The organism is Streptomyces kronopolitis, from assembly GCF_050953795.1.
Classification (GTDB): Bacteria; Actinomycetota; Actinomycetes; order Streptomycetales; family Streptomycetaceae; genus Streptomyces; species Streptomyces kronopolitis_A.
Genome location: NZ_CP191850.1, coordinates 7,400,018 through 7,418,467, shown reverse-complemented (window position 1 = coordinate 7,418,467; position 18,450 = coordinate 7,400,018). Strand labels below are relative to the sequence as shown.

Below are 18,450 nucleotides of genomic sequence, written 5' to 3'. Positions count from 1 at the left end.
ATGACCACCCGCACCCCGTACGTCCCCGACGCCCCGAAGGAGGGCCCCGTGCTCACCGAAGGCACCTTGCCGCACGAGCGCACCCCGTCCGGTGACCGCACCGGGCCCGTCCCGCCGGCCGGCCGGCCCGCCCCCGAGGCCGGGCTGGCCGCCCTGGTGGCCTGGCACGCCGAACGGACCCCGCACGCCCTGGCGGTGGCGGACGGCGACACCACGCTGACCTACGGGCAGCTCGTCGCGTCGGCCCGGGCGCTCGCCGCCCATCTGCGCGAGAACGGCGTGCGTCCCGGTGACTCGGTGGCGCTGCTGCTGCCCCGCTCCGCCCGCACCGTGGTCGCCCAGCTCGCGCTGTGGTGGGCCGGCGCCGGGTGCGTGCCGCTCGACCCGGCCCATCCGCGGGCCCGTTCCGAGGCGCTGACCGCCGACGCGGGCGCCACGCTGACGGTCGGCGACCGCAAGCTGCTCGAATCCGTGGCGCCGGCCGGGGCCACCCTGACGCTGCCCGGTGAGCCGCTGCTCGGCGGCGACGCGCTCGCCGCCGCCGAACTCGGCCCGGACGCCACGGCGTTCACCATGTTCACCTCGGGCTCGACCGGCCGCCCCAAGGGCGTGGCGATCGGGCACCGGGCGATCGCCGAGCTGCTGCTGGACCCCTCGTATCTCACCCTGACCGCCCGTGACCGGGTGCTCTTCCACTCGCCGATGACCTTCGACGCCTCGACCTTCGAGGTGTGGGGCGCCCTGGCCAACGGCGCCGCCGTGGTCGTGTGCACCACCGAACGGCCGTCGCTGGAGGACCTGGCACGGCAGGTGGAGAGTCACGGCGTCACCGTCGCCTTCTTCACCACCGCGCTGTTCCACCAGCTGGCCGGCCGGCGCTCGCGGATCTTCTCGCTGCTGCGCACGGTGGTCGTGGGCGGCGAGGCGCTGTCCGCGCACCACGCCGGTGAAGTGCTGACCGCCTTCCCGTGGCTGGAGCTGATCAACGGCTACGGACCGACGGAGGCGACCACCTTCACCACGGCCCACCGCGTCACCACCGCCGACTGCCACGGCCCGATGCCCATCGGCCGGCCGATCGCCGGGGCGAGTGTGCACCTGCTCGACGACGCCGGGCAGCCGGTCGCGGCCGGCGCCCGCGGCGAACTGTGGATCGGCGGCAGCCGGCTGGCGCACGGCTACACCGGACAGCCGGAGCTGACCGCCGAACGCTTCCGTGACCTGCCCGGGCGGGGACGTCTCTACCGCACCGGTGACCTCGTCTCCCAGCGGCCGGACGGCACGCTCGACTTCCACGGGCGCACCGACGACCAGGTGAAGATCCGCGGCTTCCGGATCGAGCCGGGCGAGATCGAACACGCCCTGCGGGAACGGCCCGAGGTCGCGGACGCCGCCGTGACCGTGCTGCACCCCACCCCCGAGGACGCCCGGCTGGCCGCGTTCGTGGTGGCCGCGCCCGGCCCGGTGCCGCGCCCGGACGCGCTGCGCGAGACGCTCAGCGCCGTCCTGCCCGCACATCTGATCCCGGACGACATCCAGTGCGTCGAGGCGCTGCCGCTCACCCCGTCCGGCAAGGTCGACCGCCGGGCGCTGCGGGACCTCGTCGCCGACGGCGGGGCCGACGCCCCGGCCGGGCCGCTCGGCCCGCTGGAGCAGGCCGTCGCCGAGATCTGGAGCCGGTCGCTGGGGCGCGAAGTCGCCCGCGCGGACGCCGACTTCCTCGCGCTGGGCGGGCACTCGCTGCTCGCGCTGGCCGTCGCCGACGACCTCCGCGAGGACCTCGGCGTGGAGCTGACGCTCGCCGACTTCTTCGCCGCCCCCACGGTGGCCGGACACGCCGCGCTCGTCGAGCGTGCGCTGCTGGCCGCCCACAGCGATCTGCGCCCCGGCGCCCCGGAGGCCACCGATGTCCGCTGACTCCCCGACCGCCGCGGCGCTCCAGGAGGAGCTGCTGCGCCGGGCCCGCTCCCGCACCGCCCGCCCGGCGCCCGCCGCCGGGGCCGAGGCCGAGGCCGAGCGGCGCGGTCCGGCGCCGCTCTCCCACGCCCAGCGCCGGATGTGGCTGATGGACCGGCTGGGCCGGGACGGCGCCTCGTACAGCGTGCCGTTCGCCACCCGGCTGCGCGGCCCGCTCGACACGGACGCGCTGGCCGCCGCGCTGACCGCGCTGGTGGGCCGCCACGAGATCCTGCGCACCCGCTACGGGCAGCGGGACGGTGAGCCGTACCAGGAGGTGCTCCCGGCGCCGGAGACCGTCGCACTGCGCCTCGTGGAGACGGGCGAGGACGGCGCCGGCGCGCTGCTGGCCGAGGAGGCCCACCGGCCGTTCGACCTCGCGGCCGGGCCGCTGCCCCGCGCCCTGGTCCTGCGGCACGGACCGCAGGACCACACCGTGCTGCTGACGTTCCATCACATCGCCATCGACGGACCGTCCCTGGAGACGGTGGCCGACGAGCTGAACCAGCTCTACACGGCCGCCGCCGAGGGCTCGCCGGCCGCCCTGCCGCCGGCTCCCCCGCAGTACGCGGACTTCGCCCGGCGCGAGCAGGCGGCCGCCGACCGGCTGGAGAAGGGGCTGACCCACTGGACCGAGCGGCTCGGCGGCGCCTCCCCGCTGCCGCTGCCGCGGCCGGCGCAGCCGCCCGCCGACGCCGGTGACCGCCCGGCCGCCACCCGCACCGTCGCGCTCGCCCCGGGCGTGCCGGCCGCGCTGCGCGCACTGGGCCAGGAACACCGGGCCACCCTCTTCACCGTGGCCCTGGCCGGCGCCTTCGCCGCCCTGCACCGCTTCACCGGCCGCAACGACCTGGTGATCGGCGTGGCCGGCACCCACCGGCAGGGCCCCGACATGCGCGGCCTGGTCGGGCTGTGCGTCAACACCCTCCCGGTCCGGGTGGACACCGCCGGGGACCCGACGTTCGGCACGCTGGTGGAGCGTGTACGCGACGCCCTGCTCGACGCCCAGCAGGGCCGTGAGGTGCCGTTCGACCTGATCCTGGAGCGGCTCGGCGCCACCGCCCGTGACGCCGAGGGGACCCCGCTGGTCCGGGTGACCGCGGATGTCCTGGGCACCCCGACCACCCTGCAACTGCCCGGTACCGAGGGCGAGTACGTCGACATCAGCGCCGGGGAGGCGAAGTTCGACCTGTCCTTCGGCCTGGTGGACGGTGCCGAGCCGGCCGGGCTGGTCCAGTACAGCCGGACCGCGCTGGACGAGGACGCCGCGACCGCGCTCGGTGCGCACCACGCGGCCCTGCTCACCGCGGTCGCCGCGGACCCGGGCCTGCGGCTGTCCCGGATGCCCGGTGAGCCGCCGGCCCGCCGCGGCGAGGCCCACGCGCACCCGGCCGAGGCGCTGCTGCGGTCCCACCCCGAGGTGGCCGAGGCCGTCGTCGTCGAACCGGCGGTCGGCCCGTCGCTGGCCTACGCCGTGCTGCGGGAGACCGGCGGCCCGGCACCGGCCGTGCTCCGCGCCCATCTGCGCGCGTCGCTGGCCCCCGCTCTGGTGCCGGCCGCGGTGACCCTGCTGGACGTCATGCCGCGCACGGCAGCCGGCACGGTCGACACGACCCGGCTGCCGGGCCTGCCGTCGGCGCCCGCTCCGCAGGGTGCACACGCCGAGGCGGTGACCGAGGGTTTCGCCGCCCTGCTGGGGCAGACCTCCGGGCCGGACGACGACTTCTTCCTGCTCGGCGGCCACTCGCTGGTCGCCGTGCAGCTCGCCGAACGGCTGCGCCAGGCGCTGACGTTGCCGCTGACCGGCCTGGACATCATGCAGGCCCGCACCCCGCGCGCGGTCACCGCGCTGCTGGACGCCCGCGAGGCGGAGCGGGCCGCCGCCACGGCGGCCGCCCCCTCCCGCCCGCGTCGCACTCGTGAGGGCACGGTCCTGGTCACCGGCGGCACCGGCGGGGTCGGCGCGTTCGTGCTGCGGGAACTGGCGGCCCGCGGGCGGCCGGTGCTGGCGCTGGCCCGCCCCGAATCCGCGCATCTGGTCGCCGCGCAGGGCGTGGACGTCATCGAGGGTGATCTCGGCGACCTGGACTCGCTGCGCAAGGCCGTCGACGGCGCCGACGCGGTGATCCACGCGGCCTGCACCTTCACCCGGCCCGAGGTCGATGTGACGGCGATGGCGGCGATGATCGGCGCCTGGTCGCGCGGCCCGTTCGTCTTCGTCAGCAGCGTGGACGCCTACGGGCATCCCGGCAGCGCATGGGTGGCCGAGGAGTCCGCGCCCCAGGCGCCGCTGAGCGCCTACGGACAGGCCAAGGCCGATTGTGAGGGGCTGCTGCTGCGGGCCGCCGGCGCCGGGGGCCGGGGCGGCGCGAGCGCCGTCCGCTCCCCCCTGGTGTGGGGGGCCCACCAGCGGCTGCGGGACCAGTTGCGCTGGGGCGCCACCGGTCTGCTCTTCCAGGCCGCGCAGGAGGGCCGGCCGATCGACCTGCCGCGGCCGGGCACCGGCGGTCACGACTGGTACGGCGCGGCCTGGGTGCACGCCGCGGCGCTGGCCCGGGCCGTGGTCTCCTGCCTGGACGCCCCCGTGCACGGTGTCGCCAACGCCGTGAGCGGACACGTCTCCTGGCGGGACCTCGCCACGGAGCTGACCGTACTGCTCGGCAGCGACAGCGAGATCCGGGACACCGACGAGGTCCACCCGGACCTCGACCACCGCTGGCACTACCGCTCCGGACGGCTGGCCCCGTCCCTGGCCGAGCAGCCGGGCGAGGACTGGCGTGCCGTCCTGGCGGCCATGGTCGGCCCCGAGGAGAACTGAGCCGCGGCCGACCGACGCGGCCGGACCGGTCCCGCACCGGTCCGCTCCGCACTGCCTCACCGCGCCGCCGCATCGCGCCGCGGGTGCACGCCGCTCCGGCGTCGCCCGCGGCGTTGCCGTATCCGGCCGCCCGCGCCACCCGCCGGGGGCCGCACCGGACGGATCCGGGCAGGTCACCGGCCGTCCCGCGGGGTCCGGACCCGCCGCCGGAGCCCGCCGCGTCGCGCCCTGCCCGACCCGCCCCGAGCCCTTCACATATCGCTCGCTATTGACATAGTGGACGATATGCCTAGTGTGGAAGGCATGAGCCCGGATGCCGACCGCACCCCCCCGCGCCGCCCGACCAGAGCGGAGACCAAGGCCCGCACCCGGCGCCTGCTGCTCGACGCGGCGGCGCGGACGTGTGCGCGCAAGGGGTTCGCCGGCGCCTCCGTGGAGGAGATCGCCGAGGCCGCGGGGTTCTCCATCGGCGCGGTCTACTCCAACTTCGGCAGCAAGGACCGGCTGTTCGTGGAGCTGCTGAAGGAGCGCGCGAGCGAGCAGGTGTCCCGGGCGACGAAGATCATGGCGGACGCCCAGGCCGGCGACGACCCGGGACCCGCGCTCGGCCGGCTGCTGGCGAACGCCGCCGACAAGGACCCGGACTTCGCGCCGCTCCAGGCCGAATTCTGGCTCTACGCGGTGCGCCACCCGCCGCTGATGGAGACGCTGGCCGAGGAGCTTCGAGGCCCCCGGACCGCACTGGAGGCCCTCATGGTCCAGGCGCTGGAGCACAACGGGGTGCGGGGCGCTGCGCCCGCCGACGCGGTGGCCACCATCGCGATGGCGCTCTTCCAGGGGCTGCTGCGACAGCGGCGGATCGACCCCGCCGGCGTGCCCGACGCACTGCTGGGACAAGCGATGCAGTGGCTGTTCGCCGGGATCGCGGCCGAGGCCGCCGCCGGTGGCCCGGGGCCCGGCACCACGGACGACACCGCGGCCGCGGCCGACGCGGCCGCCGACCGGCCCGAGGAGAACCGATGACCCACGTCGACGCCACGGCCGCCCTGCCGTCTCTGCACGACCTGCTCGACCCCCGGCACCAGGCCGACCCCTACCCCCTCTACTCCCGCTGGCGGGCACGGACCCCGCTCGCCCGGCTCGACGAGCAGCTGATGGTGCTCACCCGCTACGACGACTGCGCCGCGGTCCTGCGCGACGGACGGTTCGGGCACCCGGAGGCCGACGACCCCCGGTTCGCCGAGCGGGACCGCCCGTCCCTGGCCGTACTCGTCGATGACGAGGGCCATCCGGTACGCGGCTTCCTGGGTCTGAACCCACCCGACCACACCCGGATGCGGGCCCTGGTCGCCCAGGCCTTCACCCGCCGGCGGGTGGAGCTTCTCGCCCCGCGGATCGAGCAGCTCACCAAGGAGCTGTGCACGGCCATGGAGCGCGCGCCGGGACCGGTCGACCTCATCGAGGGCCTGGCCACTCCCCTGCCGGTGGCGGTGATCAGCGAACTGCTCGGCATCCCCACGGCCGACCGCCACCGGATGCTGACCTGGTCGCACGCGGTCGCCCGTGCCCTCGTCCCCGACTTCCTGCTGCCGCCCGGCGCCGCCGAACAAGAGGCGCGTGCCCGCCGCGAGTTCACCGACTACCTGCGCGAACTCGTCGTCGAGCGCCGCCGCGCACCGGGCGACGACCTGCTCTCGGCGCTGGTCACCGTGCACGACGACGACGGCGACGCGCTGACCGAGAACGAGCTGCTGGCCACCTGCACGCTGCTGCTGATCGCCGGTCACGAGACCACCGTCAACCTGATCGGCAACGGCACCCTGGCCCTGCTGCGCCACCCCGACCAGCTGGCGCGGCTGCGCAGCGAGCCGGACCTGATCGACAACGCCGTCGAGGAGCTGCTGCGCTACGACTCACCGGTCCAGCTCACCCTCCGCTACGCCCTGAAGGACGCCGAGGTCGCCGGCGTCGCGGTCCCCGCGGGCACCACGCTTCTGCTGCTGATCGGCGCGGCGAACCGCGACCCCGCGGCGTACGGCCGCCCCGAGCGGCTGGACATCGGCCGCACACCCCCGCGGCACCTCGCCTTCGGCCAGGGCATCCACTTCTGCCTGGGCGCACCGCTCGCCCGCCTCGAAACGCAGATCGCCCTGCGGACGCTGCTGGCCCGCGCCCCACGGCTGCGGCTGGCCGGCGAGCCCGAGTGGAAGGACCACATCACCCTGCGGGGGCTGAGCCGGCTTCCGCTCCGGCTCGGCTGACCCGCCGCACCCGGCCGTCGCGCGGAAGTCCGGTGCCACCGCACCGGCGACCGCGCCCCGCCCGCCCTCGTACGAGTGACCCTCGGAGGCCCCTTGCCCACGCCCGAGCGCCCCTCCTCGCCCGGCCCTCCCGGTCCGTCCGGTCTGTCGGCCCCGCCCTGGGACATCGCCCGGCTCTATCTCGTCGCCGGGTTGGTGATGGGCGGCATCTGGGCCTGGAACCAGGGCGCACCGCTGTGGGAGCACGCCGCCAAACTGCTGGTCGTCCTGTTCGTCGGCGCGCCGCTGCTGCATCTGGCGCGCGGCCGCCGGGCCGCCCGGCGCCCGCAGCGCCGGCTCCGGCTGTCGTTCGTCCGGCTGGCCGCCGCCAAGGTCGCCCTGGTCGCCCTCGCGCTCGGCGCGAGTTGGCTGCTGCAGGGCTCGATGACCCACCCCGACCTGGCCGTCGCGGCGGGGCTGACCACCGTCATCACCCTCCTCGGACCGTTCGTCCACCGCCACCTGCTGGTGCGGGCTCCCGCCGCCGTTCCCTAGGGCACCGCCCCGGCCGAACGAGTTCGGTACGCCGCGGAAAACGCCGCCCGTCGGCCTGCCCCCGCCGATTCCTCCGGCCGGCTTGCGACCATGGGGGAACTGCCGGAGCCGGCGCCCGCCGGGTGTGCGACCGCCGCCGGAGCGCGCGGAGCGGTCACCGGTACCGGCAGCCGCGGACCTTCCGCGCGAAGACCTCCGTCGCCGCAAAGGAGCCCTGTATGAACGCCAGCACGGACCTGCTCGTCGATGCCTTCGGCCGGATCCAGGAGGTCGTCGAGGACGTGGTCGGCGGGCTCGACCCCGATGACCTCAGCACCCGCCCCGAGGACGACGCCAACTCCATCGGCTGGCTGGTCTGGCACCTCACCCGCATCCAGGACGACCATCTGGCCGGTGTGGCCGGCACCGAGCAGGTCTGGACCGCGGACGGCTGGTACGAGCGTTTCGGGCTCCCCTTCGCCGCCGACGACACCGGCTTCGCCCATTCCACGAAGGACGTGGCAGCCGTACGGGACCTGGACGGAGAGCTGCTGACGGGCTATCACGGCGCGGTGCACGACAACACCGTGCAGTACCTCGCCGGGATCGACGACAAGGACATGAAGCGGGTCATCGACCGCGCCTGGACCCCGCCCGTCACGCTGGGGATCCGTCTGGTCAGCGTGGTCGCCGACGACCTCCAGCACGCCGGGCAGGCCGCCTACGTCCGCGGCCTGCTGGGCCGTTGAGGGGCGCCGCCGCGGACCTGCGGCCTCAGCTCCGCGGCGGCAGCCGGTGCAGCTCCACCGCGGTGAGCCGGCCCGCCGCGATCTCGGCGGTCATGTAGGTGCAGTACGGCTGCCGGCGGCGGTCGGTCGGCGAGCCCGGGTTCAGCAGGCGCAGCCCTTCACCGGCCGTGGAGTCCCAGGGGATGTGGCTGTGGCCGAAGACGAGCACATCCAGATCCGGGAACCGTGCGGCGCACCGGCGCTCCCGCCCCTGCGCCGGGCCCGTCTCGTGCACCACGCCCAGCCGCACGCCGCCCAGTTCCGCGCGGGCCACCTCGGGCAGCCGGGAGCGCAGTTCCGGGCCGTCGTTGTTGCCGTACACCCCGATCAGCCGGGCCGCGCGGTCCGCCAGCAGGTCCAGGGTCGCGGCGTCGACCCAGTCACCGGCGTGCACGACGACATCGGCGCGCGGCACTTCGTCCAGCAGCTGCGGCGGCAGCACCTTGGCGCGCCGGGGCAGATGGGTGTCGGAGACGAGCAGCAGACGCACGGGATTCTCCTCGGCGGTCAGTGTTCCTGGGCGGTCGGCCGCACCATGATCTCGTTGACCGCGGCGTGCGCCGGCTGCGTGACCATGAAGACGAGGGAGCGGGCGATGTCCTCGGCCCGCAGCCAGCGCTCCGGCGGCAGCCCGTGGGCCGATGCGGCCTGACCGCCGCCGCGGGTCATCTCCGTCGTGGTCATCCCCGGTTCGACCAGCCCTACCCGCAGCTGACGCCCGGTCACCTCGCGGCGCAGCGCCTCGCTGAAGGAACACACCGCGTGCTTGGTGGCCGAGTAGACGCTGTTGTCCTTGCGCGGCACCCGGCCCGCCACCGAGCTGACGTTCACCAGGTCGGCCACCCCGCGCGGCCCCTGCTCCGCCGCACGCAGCAGATGCGGGAGCGCGGCACGGGACATCCGCAGCACCGCCCTGACGTTGAGGTCGATCATCCGGTCCCAGTCCTCGGGATCGCTGTCCGCGAGCGGGCCGCGGGCGCCGAAGCCCGCGTTGTTCACCACGATGTCCAGTCGCCCGAAGTGCGCCACGGCCCGCTCGACCGTCTCCGCCGGCTGTGCCGCGTCGCGCAGGTCGGCGGTCAGCGCCAGGGACGTGCCGCCGTGTGCGCCGAGGGACCGCGTCAGCTCGTCCAGCCGCCCGGCGCGGCGGGCGACGAGGGCGACGGCGCAGCCTTCCCGGGCGAGCGCCAGCGCGGTGGCCGCACCGATGCCGCTGGAGGCGCCGGTCACCAGCGCCACCGTGCCCGACAGCGGCATCCGGCCATTGCCCCCGGCCGCCGCGGCGGCGCGTGGGGACGCCTCCTGGGGGTGTTCGCTCTCCGCGGTACCCATCTGCGCGCACTCCTCCCGCTCGGCCGTCCGGCCCGCTTCCCGGTCCGGTGACCCCTACCCCGCCGGAGGCCCGCTGCCCCTCACCCTCTGCCATCTGCCGCAGGGAGAAGCCCGATTCGGGCGGAATCGGGGCGAGGGCGGCCTCCTGCACTCCGTCCGCATTCCCACGGCATTCCTCATTCGGCATTCGATATTCGGCGTACCGAGGGGATTCGTGACGTTCCGCGTCCGCTCCGGCGGCGGCCGGAATTCGGCTGCGCCGCGTCACCGTACGGTCCGGGCGAAGTCCCGGCGGGTATGAACCCCGAGACCCCCCTTTGGCTCCCGGGAGCTGCTCATGAAGCACACCCACCCCCTGCCCGGCGACATCGGACTCACCCGCATATCCGGCGTCACCGGCCGGTTGATCCGCTTCGGACAATGGATCAACGGAGACGGTTTCGCCGACTACGAACACGCCTTTCTGGTCCTGCCCGGCGACCGGCTGCTGGAGGCCGAGCCGGGCGGGGCGCGCATCGTGGCGCTCGACACCTACGCCGGCGCCGAGGTCCGCTACGTGTGCCCGGAGCGGCTCACCGAGCGGCAGCGCGCCGCCGTCTGCGCCGCGGCCACCCGCTACACCGGGGTGCCGTACAGCTTCCTCGACTATCTGGCGATCGCCGCGCACCGGTTCCACCTTCCCCTTCCGGGGCTGCGCCGCTATGTCGCCAGCACGCGGCACATGATCTGCTCCCAACTCGTCGACCAGTGCTACGAGGACGCCGGTGTGCATCTCTTCGCCGACGGCCGCTGGCCCGGTTATGTGACGCCGATGGCGCTGTACACGCTGCTGGCCCGCTGACCGGCGCCGGGGAATCACCGGAGTAAACACCGGAACCGGAAACCGAAACCGCAGCCACCCGCCATTCCTTGCGCGGCGAGACGAATACCATGGTCGTCGGAAGTACGCCTGGATTCCGACCGCGCGAGGGGTGACGGGAAATGCAGCGGCAGCCCGTACTTGTCTATGACGGCGACTGCGCCTTTTGCACGTCCGCCGTCCGGTTCGCCGAACGCCGGCTGCGCCCACGCTGTACCGCCACGCCCTGGCAGTTCGCCGATCTCGCGGGGCTGGGCGTCACCCAACAGCGCGCGGAACAGGAGGTGTTGTGGGTGACACCGGGCGGAGAGGTGCACGGTGGTGCCCAGGCCGTCGCGAAGCTGCTGCTGCGCTGCGGCGGCGGGTGGCCCGTCGTCGGTGCGCTGCTCACCCTCCCACCCCTGCGCCGTCCGGCACAGGGCGTGTACCGCCTGATCGCCCGCAACCGCCACCGGCTGCCGGGCGGCACGGCGGCCTGCGCGATGCCCTCCTCCCGCTAGGGCGGGACGCGTCCGGGACCCATCAGGTCCGATCGGCGTGCGGCGGGCTCGGCGCCCGGTGGCCCTCCGCCATCGGGCGCTTCCCCTTTCCCGGCCGGATCAGGTGCCGGGCTTACGGCCGTAGACGTAGACGTCGTCGCCGTTCTTCAGCAGGGACCAGTACTTCTTGGCGTCGCCGGTGCGCATGTTCACGCAGCCGTGCGAGCCGGGGGCGGACCAGACGCTGCCGCTGATGGAGTGGAACGCCTGGCCGCCGTCGAAGAACTGGCTGTAGGGCATGGCCACGTTGTAGAGCGTCGAGTAGTGGTGCAGGTCGCGCCAGTAGACCTTCTTGGCGCCGGTGCGGGTCTCGTAACCGTCGCGACCGGTGCGGATCGGCACCGGCCCGTACACCAGCTTCGACCCGTCCTGGACCCAGCTGATCTGGCGGGTCAGGTCGACGCAGGCTATCCGCCCCTTGGTGGTGGGGCACTTGTGCGCCTTGTTCGGGTTGGTGCCCGCGGCCTTCTGCTGCGCCACCACCTGCATCACGCCCCAGGTGACGGGGCCCGCGTAGCCGATGTTCGGGGAGATGCCGTGGCTGGTCTGGAAGTCACGGATCGCCCGGCAGTCGGCGGCCGACTGCCGGCCGTCGACCGGACGGCCGAGGAACTTCTCGGCCTGCTTCTGGTAGGGCCCGCGGGCGGCGGTGCACGAGGACGCGGTGGCGGCCTGGGCCGTGGAGCCGAAGGCCACCGTCAGCGGAACGGTCAGTGCCGTGACGGCGAGCGCGGCGCCCACCCGGCGGCCGGTGGCGGACCGCCGCACACGCAGGTTCAGTCGTCTTTTCATGCCCGGTAGGACTGTTTGCCCGACCCGCCGGTTGCAGGCGTGACCGACCCGAAATATCTCCTGCGTCACCGCGCTCCCCCGACGGCAACCACGCGCCCCCCGGCGACCGTGATCCACACGCCCCGGCTCCCCGCGGCGGCGCCTCCCGGCGGACGGACGGGCCTGCCGTCCGCCGGGAGGCGTCATGCTCAGAGGACCGCGACGGTCTCCTGCCGCGCGTAGCTGAAGCCGTCGTCGTCGAAGTAGTAGACGCCGGCCTTCACCTTGTCGCCCTTGCCGAAGTGCGACCCCTCGGCCACCTTGAGGTGCACCTGCACCGTGTGGTCGGCGTAGTCGCAGATGAGCTGGTCCTTCTTGATCGTCCCGGCGGCCTCCGTGACGTCGTGACCGGTCGAGACCTTGGCGACGTTGGCGACCAGCTGGTGGTTCATGCCGGGGTCGCAGGAGTAGGTGACCTTCACCTGCAGGCCCGGCGCGTGCAGGGCGACCTTGTCGATCGCCAGGACGTTGGCCTTGGCGAACGCGGCCGGCGCCGCGGCCAGCGCACCGGCGCCGACCAGGACGGTGACGGCCGCGGTGCCGGCCAGGCGGCGCCGGAGACGGGATGACTTCATCGGGTTTCCTTCCCCCCACGCAGCCGCCCCGGCCAGAGCGGAGGAGACATGTCCACTTGTACGGGTGACTGCGACAGATATGCGGTTTGGCTCGGGATTATACGTGATCTTCACCGACCGAACCGAATATTCATTCGCATGCGGCCGGACACACCGCCGCCCGGGAAGCCACGCCGGACACACCGACTGATGACCATCCGCAACAAGTCAGTCACTTAATGTGCCCATGGTGGCTCTTCGTGGCGCCCGCGGAGAGCCACCGCCCCAGGCTCCGCCAGGAGCACCTCGCACAGAAGGGACGCCCCATGATCACCGATGCCCTGCGCGCGGAGTACGAGCAGCGCTTCACCACGTACGACACGGACGGCGACGGCTATCTGACCGCCCAGGACTTCACCCAGCGGGCCCGGATCCTCGCGGACGCGGTGGGCGAGCCCGAGAGTTCGGACAAGGCGGCGGCGCTGCGAACGGGGATGCGCCACACCTTCGAGCAGCTCGCCGACCTGGCCGACGTGGACCGCGCCGGGCGCCTGGACCGGGAGCAGTTCATCAAGGCGTTCACCCGCGCGGCCACGTCGGGAGCCATCGGCACGGTCGTGGGGCCGTCGATCGCCGCGACCATCGCCCTGGCCGACACCGACGGCGACGGCATGGTCAGCCGGGAGGACTTCGCGGCACTGCACAAGGCTGCGGGGTACTCGGCCGCCCAGGCGGACGCGGCCTTCTCGGCGCTGGACCAGAACGGCGAGGGCCGGCTCAAGGTCGCGGCCTGGCAGGCCGCGGTCAGCGAGTAGCCGTCAGCGGTGGCACCGGGAGCGACCGTCGGCGGCGACGCAGGACGGCCGCTCCGGCCGGGCCGACGCGAGCCGCCCCGCCGCTCAGGGCCGGAAGACCGCCGCGAGACCGGACACCAGCTCCGGCCCGCTCATCCGCGCAGCGCGCGCGGCCACGTAACCGTCGGGCCGGATGACGAACCCCGCACCGCCGGCCGCGCCGTAGTTCTCCCGGAACTCGCCCCGCGCATCCTCGACGACCGGCAGCGACAGGCCGTCCGCCGAGGTGTGCGGAGCCACGATCACCCAGGCGTCCAGCCGGCCGTGCGCCGCGCTCCGCGCCGCCGCCACCGCCTCCTCGCACGGCGCCAGTTGCGCCTCCCGGTCCGCGTAGAGCAGCACGGTGTGCTCCTGGCCGCGCAACAGATCGAACAGGCGGGACGGGAAGGCGGTGAGGCCGAAGCGCAGGCCCCCGCAGTCCGGCGCCCGGTCGCCGGGCGCCGGGCCCAGCGGCGACACCGGGTCCGGGCCGACGATCGGGCTGCCCCGGTAGCCGACGAGGAGCTGGGCCTCGCGCAGGATCAGCGTCGACGGGTCGTCCGGATCCGCCTGGATGCCGGCGGCGGCGTGCCGCACCGTCCGCCGCACCACCTCCTCGCCCACCGGGCGGCGCTCGGCCTCGTAGCTGCGCAGGAGCTGCGCACTCGCCGTCGAGCGCACCGCCATGGCGACCTTCCAGGCGAGGTTGCAGGCGTCCTGGATGCCGGTGTTCATGCCCTGGGCGCCCGTGGGCGGATGGATGTGGGCGGCGTCCCCCGCGAGGAACACCCGGTCCGTTCCGTAGTGGTCCACCAGACGGTGACTGATCCGGAAGACCGAGGACCAGCGCAGGCGGGAGGCGGTGGTGGGCTCGGGCGCGAGCCGGTCCAACACCGCCTGGAGGTGGTCCAGGCCGGGAGCGGGGCCGCCCTCCAGGCCGTGCGCCACGCCCACTTCACCGTCCGGTTGGGCGCGGGAGAGTTCGGGCGGGACGAGCATCGACATCCGGTAGCGGTTGCGGCCGGGCAGCGGGATGCACACCAGCAGGTCGTCGGTGCGCCCGTCGCGCCGGTGCATGGACCGGATCGCGTAGCCGGCCGGCAGTTCCCAGTCGACCTCGACGTCCCCGAGCATGTACTCCTCGGGCAGCGCGGCTCCCTCGAAGCCGCACCCGAGGATCTTGCGGACGACGCTGTGCGCGCCGTCGCACCCGAGGAGGTACCGGGCGCCGACCTGCTCCCGTGCGCCGGAGGGCAGCACGAGATCCGCCCGGACCCCGTCGGCGTGCTCCTCGAAGCCGACCAGCTCGGTGCCGCGTTCGATCCGGCCCCCGGCGCGCACGAGCACGTCCTCCAGGATCCGTTCGGTGTCGTTCTGCGGAAGCACCGCGAAGCCGTACGGCACCTCCGGCGGCAGCGTCAGCTCCACCCGCGCCTGCTGAATGCCGTTGACGTAGAGCAGTTGGCCGTACATCGGCGCCGCGGCCGCCAGGATTTCCCGGACCACCCCCATCCGGTCCCAGATCTCCAGCGTCCTGGGCTGGATGCCCACCGCCTTGGCGTAGGGCTGGCGCGCGGGCAGCCGGTCGATGACGCGGCACGCCACCCCCCGGCGCAGCAGCTCGCCGGCCGCCGTCAGCCCGACCGGCCCGGCCCCCACGACCAGCACCTCCACGTCGGCCACGGCCTGCCTCCTGTCGAGAGACGCACTTGTGTCCAATGCAGCACAGGCCGGTGCGGCTGTCCATTTCGCGGAGGGGGAGGGCACAGGGGCCGGGCTGCGATGTGGAGGGGGCTCTCCCTTCGTACACGTGGCTGCTCGCCCCGGTTGCCGTACCCGGCCGGGACGGGTCGTTGCCTCGCGCCGGCGCCCGTGCGCGGTGCGTGCGGACCTGCGCAGCGCGTGCAACACGTGCGCCGGATGCGCTCGGCGGACACCCCGGGGCCGGGCAGGTGATCGCGGCGCCCGTGGGTGTCATGCGCCTCGGACGGGAGCGGTGCGCCCCGGCCCGTCTGATCAGCCGCGCCGCACGCAGGCACGGCCGCGCACCGACGGCAAGGGGGCAAGGCGGACGGCGACGGCGCTACCGCGCGCTCTGCCGGGGCCAACGCGGGGCATGGTTGTCTCGTCCCCGTCAAATTCACGGCGCCGTACGGAAATGCGGTTCGAGTGCGACTCGAACAGCACACCAATAAGGCGCCGGGTTTCCTCAGATGCCGCCAGGCAACTGCGCGGCGGGCGACGGGAGTACCCGCATGGAATTTCGTCAGGCATCGGAATCGGCGGCCCGGAATGAATTCCGCGGCCACGGTATCCGGAGCATCACCGCGGCGGCCGTCCTGCTGGCGGCCGGTGCACTGAACCTCACGGCCGGGCAGCCGGCCGAGGCCCGGGGCAGCGGAGCCTGGGACCGTCTGGCCGGGTGTGAGAGCGGAGGAAACTGGCGCATCGACACGGGGAACGGCTTCTCCGGAGGGCTGCAACTCGCGCACTCCACCTGGCACTCGTTCGGCGGCGGCACCTACGCGTCACGGGCCGCACGGGCCACCCGGGCCCAGCAGATCCGGGTCGCCGAGCGGGTGCTGGCCCGACAGGGCTGGGGCGCCTGGCCGGCCTGCTCGGCCTCCCTGGGCCTCAACTCGGCCACCCGGCACAGCGCGCCACGGACCGGCAGCGCACACCTCACCCCGAAGCGGCACGCGGGGGCGTCGGCCCACAGCCGGGTACGGCATCCGCAGACCCATGAAAAGCGGCACAAAGAGGGGCCCCATCGGAGTACCGGCGGGTCGCTCGTCGTCAACGCCGGGGACACGGTGAGCGGCCTCGCCTCTGCACACGGATACGGCTGGCAGGAATTCTACCGGTGGAACCGAAAGGTGATCGGGACGAATCCGGACCTCATCTTCCCCGGAATGCGGCTGGCCGTACCGCGGCGAGCCGGTCACTGAACACCGCCTGAATGCAAGGGATTTCCCCGGCCCGGCGGCCGGCGCTCCGACCGGGGAAATCACCTGACACTCCGCTCCTGAACGGCACGGTGGCTCGCCCGGTCGGACGAGCCACCGTCAGGTGCGTTCACGGCACGCACGGGATGTCGGCGCATGCGGATCCCGTTACCCGGGGTCAGCGGCCGGCCGGACGTCGAGCTGATCGATCTGGTGGTCGGCCCAGACGTAGGTTTCGGGAAGCAAGTCGGCGACAGGGACGGTGCGGACACGGTCGCCCGCACCGACGATGACCTCAAGGGCGGGGAAGTAGTCGAGCAGGGCCTGACGACACCGGCCGCACGGGGGAAGGACTCCCCGGTCGCGGTCGCCCACGGCGACGAGGGTGTCCAGCTCGTAGACGCCCTGGGAGGCTGCCGTGCCGATGAGGACCAGTTCGGCGCAGGGGCCGCCCGTGAAGTGGTAGGCGTTCACCGCCGTGACGATCCGGCCGTCCCGGGCGCGGGCCGCGGCCGCCACCGTGTGGTTGTCACCCCGGCAGCGGGTACGCGCGACGTGCGCCGCGGCCTCGATGAGTTCGCGGTCGACGGGCCGGTGCTGCGTGGTCATCTTCTCGTCCTTCGTCAGGTTACGTCGCGCACCAGCATGGCCCGCGCGCCCCTCCGCGTCAGGTGAGTTTCCCGGGGCGGGACGGCCTCACCGGGTGTCGGACCGGCGGTGCGCGAGGAGCATTCCGCCGAGCGTGCTCTCGGCGACAGGTCGATCCCGAAGGCGTCCGCCCCCAGATGTCGCAAGTGGGCCGTGATCCTCCCCGGCCCGCAGCCCACATCCGCGACCGGCCCGCCGCCGTCGGCGCTCACCCGCTCGGCGAACTGCGCCAGGACCGCGCGCTCTTCGGGAGTGCGCTCCAGGAGGTGGCGCACGTAGTCGGCGTAGGGCACGGCGACGGCGTCGTAGAACGTCCGTGTGTCGTCCCACCAGCGATCCGTGGCCATCCGGCTCGCGTCTCCACTTCTCGCCGACGGTCGTCCGCGCTCCCGCTAGCATCGCAGGGACATCGCAGCCGACGGGAGGAAGCGCCCCACTCGTGGACAGGACCGGCAGACTCGCCCGGATGTACCGGCGGTTCGGTGAGGTCGAGGCCGCCGGAACGTCGCCGCTGTACGAGCGGGTCGCCGTCGCCCTGAGCGAGTCCGACGAGGCGCTGCGGGCCCTTCAGGCGGTGCCGGGGCGCAGGCGGCACCCCACGGTGATCCTTGCCGCGCTGCACGACCTCGCCCTCGCCGGGCGCGCCCCGGAGCTTGCCGCCGCCTATGCCGCTGCGGACGGCGACGCCGCCGCCGGGGCGGCACTCGACACCCTGGTGCGGATGGCCGACTCGGTCGCGTCCCTCGCCGCGCGCCGTACGACGCGGTCCGACGAGACCGGACACGGACCCGTGCTGTATCCGGCCGTCGCCGAAGCGGCGCGCCGGGTGGGTGCGGCGGCGGTCGGGCTGATCGACGTGGGCTGCTCCGCCGGGCTCAGCCTCCAGGTCGATCGCGTGGGGATCACGTACAGCAACGGACAGTCGCTGGGCGACCCGTCCTCTCCCGTGCGGATGACGGCTTCACTCGTGGGAGACCGGCCCCTGCCGACGCGGTCGGTGCCCGAGGTCGTCGCCCGGATCGGCGTCGACGTCGACCCGCTCGACGTGACCGATGCCGACGACGCCCGATGGCTGCGTGCCTGCCTGTGGCCGGATCGGCCGGAGCGGGGCGCGCGGCTCGAAGCGGAGATGACGCTGGCGGCGACCGCGCCTCCGCTGCTGCTGCGCGGTGACGCCGTCGCGATGCTGCCCGACGCCTTCGCCCGGGTGCCCGCGGACGCCCTGCCTGTCGTCACGACGACGTGGGCGCTGTCGCAGCTCCCGCCCGAGGACCGTCAGCGCTTCCTGCGCCGCCTCGAAGAGGCGGCGGCCGACCGGCCGGTGGCGTGGGTGTCGGCGGAGGGGGTCGGCGTCGCGCCGACGATCCCGACGCTCGGCGATCGCCGCGCCTCCGGCCACAGCATCATCGGCCTGGCGGTCCTCGACCGGTCGGCCCGGCACACCGAGGCCGTCGGCCGCTGCTGGTCGCGGGGCCGTCTGCTGTCGTGGCTCGCGGAACGGTGAGCCGCTCCAACCCGGCCGGCACGTAGGCCTGTTGGCGTCGGCGGGGCGCGACGGACTGGGCCACGACCG

General features: G+C 74.2%; 17 protein-coding genes and 1 pseudogene. 11 read left to right on the top strand and 7 right to left on the bottom strand.

The window, feature by feature from the left end; genetic code table 11:
- The 6 genes from ACQP17_RS32805 (at position 1) to ACQP17_RS32780 (ending at position 8,297) form a co-directional block, all read left to right on the top strand.
- A complete protein-coding gene (locus ACQP17_RS32805) occupies positions 1-1,917 on the top strand; it encodes an amino acid adenylation domain-containing protein (protein WP_433859557.1) in 1,917 nt (638 codons plus the stop codon).
- Positions 1,907-4,774, top strand: a complete 2,868-nt coding sequence (locus ACQP17_RS32800; protein ID WP_433859556.1) for a condensation domain-containing protein — start codon at positions 1,907-1,909, stop codon at positions 4,772-4,774. The genes ACQP17_RS32805 and ACQP17_RS32800 overlap by 11 nt, the downstream gene beginning before the upstream one ends.
- Positions 4,775-5,077: 303 nt before the next feature.
- A complete protein-coding gene (locus ACQP17_RS32795; protein ID WP_433859555.1) occupies positions 5,078-5,797 on the top strand; it encodes a TetR/AcrR family transcriptional regulator in 720 nt (239 codons plus the stop codon).
- Positions 5,794-7,035 carry a cytochrome P450 gene (locus tag ACQP17_RS32790; protein WP_433859554.1) on the top strand — a complete coding sequence of 414 codons (1,242 nt, stop codon included), beginning with the start codon at positions 5,794-5,796 and terminating at the stop codon, positions 7,033-7,035. The genes ACQP17_RS32795 and ACQP17_RS32790 overlap by 4 nt, the downstream gene beginning before the upstream one ends.
- 93 nt (positions 7,036-7,128) lie before the next feature.
- Positions 7,129-7,569 (top strand): hypothetical protein, encoded by a 441-nt coding sequence (locus ACQP17_RS32785; protein WP_433859553.1) that lies wholly within the window; start codon positions 7,129-7,131, stop codon positions 7,567-7,569.
- Between the two features lie 218 nt (positions 7,570-7,787).
- On the top strand, positions 7,788-8,297 hold the full coding sequence (locus tag ACQP17_RS32780) for a mycothiol transferase (protein WP_433859552.1): 510 nt from the start codon (positions 7,788-7,790) through the stop codon (positions 8,295-8,297).
- Between the two features lie 25 nt (positions 8,298-8,322).
- On the opposite strand, the gene ACQP17_RS32775 is transcribed toward ACQP17_RS32780, so the two are convergent.
- Positions 8,323-8,826 carry a metallophosphoesterase family protein gene (locus tag ACQP17_RS32775; RefSeq protein WP_433859551.1) on the bottom strand — a complete coding sequence of 168 codons (504 nt, stop codon included), beginning with the start codon at positions 8,824-8,826 and terminating at the stop codon, positions 8,323-8,325.
- Positions 8,827-8,843: 17 nt separating this feature from the next.
- Positions 8,844-9,668, bottom strand: a complete 825-nt coding sequence (locus ACQP17_RS32770) for an SDR family oxidoreductase (RefSeq protein ID WP_433859550.1) — start codon at positions 9,666-9,668, stop codon at positions 8,844-8,846.
- A gap of 337 nt (positions 9,669-10,005) precedes the next feature.
- Between ACQP17_RS32770 and ACQP17_RS32765 the strand changes: the two genes are divergently transcribed.
- Entirely contained in the window at positions 10,006-10,509 is a 504-nt protein-coding gene (locus ACQP17_RS32765; protein WP_433859549.1) for a hypothetical protein, read from the top strand.
- Positions 10,510-10,649: 140 nt separating this feature from the next.
- Positions 10,650-11,027, top strand: coding sequence for a thiol-disulfide oxidoreductase DCC family protein (locus ACQP17_RS32760; protein ID WP_433859548.1), 378 nt, complete (start codon positions 10,650-10,652; stop codon positions 11,025-11,027).
- 99 nt (positions 11,028-11,126) lie between these two features.
- On the opposite strand, the gene ACQP17_RS32755 is transcribed toward ACQP17_RS32760, so the two are convergent.
- Both ACQP17_RS32755 and ACQP17_RS32750 read right to left on the bottom strand, forming a co-directional pair.
- Positions 11,127-11,858 carry a L,D-transpeptidase family protein gene (locus ACQP17_RS32755; protein ID WP_364874089.1) on the bottom strand — a complete coding sequence of 244 codons (732 nt, stop codon included), beginning with the start codon at positions 11,856-11,858 and terminating at the stop codon, positions 11,127-11,129.
- Positions 11,859-12,046: 188 nt separating this feature from the next.
- Positions 12,047-12,472: a hypothetical protein gene (locus ACQP17_RS32750; protein WP_433859547.1), complete on the bottom strand. Its 426-nt coding sequence runs from the start codon at positions 12,470-12,472 to the stop codon at positions 12,047-12,049.
- A gap of 305 nt (positions 12,473-12,777) precedes the next feature.
- On the opposite strand from ACQP17_RS32750, the gene ACQP17_RS32745 reads away from it, so the two are divergent.
- Complete coding sequence (locus ACQP17_RS32745; RefSeq protein ID WP_433859546.1) at positions 12,778-13,266, top strand: EF-hand domain-containing protein; 489 nt, start codon at positions 12,778-12,780, stop codon at positions 13,264-13,266.
- An 84-nt stretch (positions 13,267-13,350) separates the two neighbouring features.
- Here the strand turns inward: ACQP17_RS32745 and ACQP17_RS32740 are convergent, their stop codons facing one another.
- The gene (locus ACQP17_RS32740) at positions 13,351-14,967 is read right to left on the bottom strand and encodes an FAD-dependent monooxygenase (RefSeq protein ID WP_433859545.1); all 1,617 of its coding nucleotides are present in this window, start codon (positions 14,965-14,967) and stop codon (positions 13,351-13,353) included.
- A gap of 572 nt (positions 14,968-15,539) precedes the next feature.
- Here ACQP17_RS32740 and ACQP17_RS32735 point away from each other — a divergent pair.
- On the top strand, positions 15,540-16,232 hold the full coding sequence (locus tag ACQP17_RS32735; RefSeq protein WP_433859544.1) for a transglycosylase family protein: 693 nt from the start codon (positions 15,540-15,542) through the stop codon (positions 16,230-16,232).
- A gap of 165 nt (positions 16,233-16,397) precedes the next feature.
- Here ACQP17_RS32735 and ACQP17_RS32730 read toward each other — a convergent pair whose 3' ends face one another.
- Both ACQP17_RS32730 and ACQP17_RS32725 read right to left on the bottom strand, forming a co-directional pair.
- Positions 16,398-16,838 (bottom strand): cytidine deaminase, encoded by a 441-nt coding sequence (locus ACQP17_RS32730; protein WP_433859543.1) that lies wholly within the window; start codon positions 16,836-16,838, stop codon positions 16,398-16,400.
- A 140-nt stretch (positions 16,839-16,978) separates the two neighbouring features.
- Positions 16,979-17,224: pseudogene (locus ACQP17_RS32725) on the bottom strand (methyltransferase domain-containing protein); the annotation flags it as partial.
- A 92-nt stretch (positions 17,225-17,316) separates the two neighbouring features.
- On the opposite strand from ACQP17_RS32725, the gene ACQP17_RS32720 reads away from it, so the two are divergent.
- Positions 17,317-18,381 carry a DUF2332 domain-containing protein gene (locus ACQP17_RS32720; protein ID WP_433859542.1) on the top strand — a complete coding sequence of 355 codons (1,065 nt, stop codon included), beginning with the start codon at positions 17,317-17,319 and terminating at the stop codon, positions 18,379-18,381.
- Positions 18,382-18,450 lie beyond the last annotated feature (69 nt).